The following is a 3,143-nucleotide window of genomic DNA, read 5'->3' as shown; positions in this document are numbered from 1 at the left end:
GTGTCCGGCAGCATCAAGATGATGATGTCCGTCTTTTCCGCCAGAGCCTTCGGGCTCTCGACAATCTTCAGGCCATTGTCGATAAGCTCTTGTTTCGGCTCAATAAAAAACTTCGACGTATAGAGCTCGTGCCCGGCATCCTGTAGATGGCGCGCCATGGGTGTTCCCATGATACCAAGCCCGAYAAAACCTATGTCCGCCATGTGGTCAGCTCCTCATTCTAATGATATCCGCGTGTTTTTGCGTTGTTGAAGCTTCGTTCAACCAGGCAAGGCCGCGTTGCGTTTCTGTTTTTGGTTTGTATTCGCAGCCGATCCAGCCATCATAGCCGGCCTGCTCCAAAGCTTTGAAAACGAAAGGATAATTGATCTCACCGGTACCTGGCTCATTGCGGCCCGGATTGTCGGCAAGCTGGACATGCGCGATCAGTTCCTTGTGCCGCTCATAGGTGGCAACGAGTTCGCCACGTGTGCGCTGCTGGTGATAGAGATCGTACTGAATGAACAGATTATCGCTGCCGACCTCTTCGATGATCGAAGCCGCCTGCTCGACTGTGTTCAGATAAAACCCCGGAATATCGTAGGTATTGATCGGTTCGATCAACAGTCGAATGTCATATTTTGCAAGTTCTTGCGCAGCGAGCCTCAGATTATGGACGAAGGTCGAACGCAGGACATCATTGCCCAACCCCGCCGACGCAACACCCGCAAGGCAGTTGACCTGTTTGCAGCCAAGCGCTGTCGCATAGTCGATTGCCATGACGACGCCACGCCGGAACTCATCGATGCGGTCGGGTAACACGGCAATGCCGCGCTCACCCGCTCCCCAATTGCCGGCAGGCAGATTGTGCAAGACCTGGACGAGATTGTTTTCGGTCAGTTCCCGCTTCAACTCGTCGGCGTTGTAGTCGTAGGGAAAGAGATATTCCACCGCTTCAAATCCCGCTTCGCTCGCGAGCGCAAAGCGTTCGAGAAATGGCACCTCATTGAAGAGCATCGTTAAATTGGCTGCAAATTTCGGCATTTCATCCTCCTCAATCGAGATACGCTGCAACAGCAGTTGGCGCATCTTCGGGCCGCTCCGCGAGTTCCTCGAACTCGACGACCGCGTTGATATCCATGCCCATTGCAATGTTGGTGACGCGTTCCAGAATGACTTCGATGACCACCGGCACCTGATGTTCCTCCATCAGCGCCTTCGCATCTTCGAACGCTTCCGTGAACTGGTTAGGGCTGCGAACGCGAATGGCCTTGCAGCCGAGCCCTTCCGCGACAGCGACATGGTCAACGCCATAGCCCTTCTCCGCATCGCCGGACGCGTTGATATTGTCGAAGGCCAGACTGACCTCGAAATCCATGTCGAAGCCACGCTGCGCCTGGCGGATCAAGCCGAGATAGGAATTGTTCACGACGACATGCAGATATGGCAGTTTATGCTGTGCGCCGACCGCAAGTTCCTCGATCATGAACTGGAAGTCATAGTCGCCCGAGAGAGCAACGATCGGCCGGTGCGGATCGGCAGCACGCACGCCGAGCGCCGCCGGCAAGGTCCAGCCGAGCGGGCCGGCCTGTCCGCAATTGATCCAGTTGCGCGGTTTGTAGACATTCAGGAACTGCGCCCCTGCGATCTGGCTGAGCCCGATCGTCGTGACATAGCAGGCATCGCGGCCGAACGCCTTATTCATCTCTTCGTAAACGCGTTGCGGCTTCAACGGCACCTGATCGAAATGCGTCTTGCGCAGCATCGTGCGCTTGCGCTCCTGGCATTCCTCCGCCCATTTCGACCAGTCACGCAGTTTGCCGGCGGTTTTCCACTCGGTGGCAACATCCAGAAAAAGCTTCAGCGCCTTTCCTGCGTCGGACACGACGCCGAAATCCGGCGCGAAGACCCGGCCGATCTGCGTCGGCTCGATATCGACATGGACGAACTTTCTTCCCTCCGTGTAAGTCGCGACATTGCCTGTGTGACGGTTGGCCCAGCGATTGCCAATTCCGAGCACGAAATCCGAGGCCAGCATCGTCGCATTGCCGTAGCGGTGCGAAGTCTGCAGGCCGCACATTCCGGCCATCAACCGGTGATCATCGGGAATCGTCCCCCAGCCCATCAATGTGGGAATAACCGGAACCCCGGTGATCTCGGCAAACTCGACCAACAGGTCGGAAGYGTCGGCATTGATGATACCGCCGCCGGCAACGATCAACGGGCGCTCCGCCGCGTTGAGCATCGTCAGCGCCTTTTCCACCTGCGCCCGCGTCGCGGCAGGCTTGTAGGGCTCCAGGGGCTCATAGGTATCTGGATCGAATTCGATCTCKGCCAKCTGYACGTCGAWCGGCAGATCGATCAGCACCGGACCCGGACGGCCCGAGCGCATGATATGGAAAGCCTTCTGAAAGACATAGGGAACAAGGCCCGGCTCCATCACCGTTACCGCCCACTTGGTCACGGGCTTCGCAATCGACGCGATATCGACGGCCTGAAAGTCTTCCTTGTCGAGCCGTGCGCGCGGCGCCTGCCCGGTGATGCATAGGATCGGGATGGAATCGGCGGACGCCGAGTAAAGGCCGGTGATCATATCTGTTCCGGCCGGGCCGGAGGTGCCGATACAGACGCCGATATTGCCCGCGTCAGCGCGGGTATAACCCTCCGCCATATGCGAAGCACCTTCGACGTGACGCGCCAGGATGTGGCGGACCGTGCCGCGCGCCCGCAGCGCCGAATAAAACGGATTGATCGCCGCCCCCGGAACACCAAAGGCGCAATCGATCCCTTCCTTCTCCAGGATACGAACTGCCGCATCAACGGCACGCATTTTTGTCATGATCATTCCTCCAGATTTTGGTGGAACTGTAACCCAAAATTCGCATATATCAACACATAATGGAAATTATTCTCACTCTGTGGAAATAATGACTTTCAATAAAACTGGATAAATCCGGTTTGCCGGTCTATGGCTGGATGGTGCCAGGGGATGGAACAAGGGAGCGACTGTGTCTGTTATCGAACCGGTCAAAGGCAAAAGGGGTCGCAAGGCTGCAGCGGATGCGGCGCCATCTTCGGTGCAGGTCCTCGACAGGAGCTTGAAACTTCTCGCTATCATCGCCGACCATGATGGCTCGGCGCTCTCCGAGCTAGCCGACCAGACC

At 57.1% G+C, this 3,143-nt stretch carries 3 protein-coding genes and 1 pseudogene; 1 reads left to right on the top strand and 3 read right to left on the bottom strand.

Annotation, left to right across the window (positions count from 1 at the left end; translation table 11 throughout):
- The 3 genes from ACXJ5O_RS22800 to gcl all read right to left on the bottom strand — a co-directional run.
- The coding region (locus ACXJ5O_RS22800; RefSeq protein ID WP_457301895.1) for an NAD(P)-binding domain-containing protein at positions 1-203 on the bottom strand (203 nt) is incomplete at its 3' end.
- A gap of 4 nt (positions 204-207) precedes the next feature.
- Positions 208-1,023, bottom strand: a complete 816-nt coding sequence (hyi, locus tag ACXJ5O_RS22795) for a hydroxypyruvate isomerase (RefSeq protein WP_457301894.1) — start codon at positions 1,021-1,023, stop codon at positions 208-210.
- Between the two features lie 10 nt (positions 1,024-1,033).
- Positions 1,034-2,818 carry a glyoxylate carboligase gene (gene gcl / locus ACXJ5O_RS22790; RefSeq protein ID WP_457301893.1) on the bottom strand — a complete coding sequence of 595 codons (1,785 nt, stop codon included), beginning with the start codon at positions 2,816-2,818 and terminating at the stop codon, positions 1,034-1,036.
- A 178-nt stretch (positions 2,819-2,996) separates the two neighbouring features.
- Here gcl and ACXJ5O_RS22785 point away from each other — a divergent pair.
- Positions 2,997-3,143 (top strand): annotated as a pseudogene (locus ACXJ5O_RS22785) (IclR family transcriptional regulator); the annotation flags it as partial.

The sequence above is a fragment of the Phyllobacterium sp. P5_D12 genome (assembly GCF_054049495.1).
Note: the sequence above shows the minus strand (reverse complement) of the source record. Positions and strands in the feature narration are given on the sequence as shown.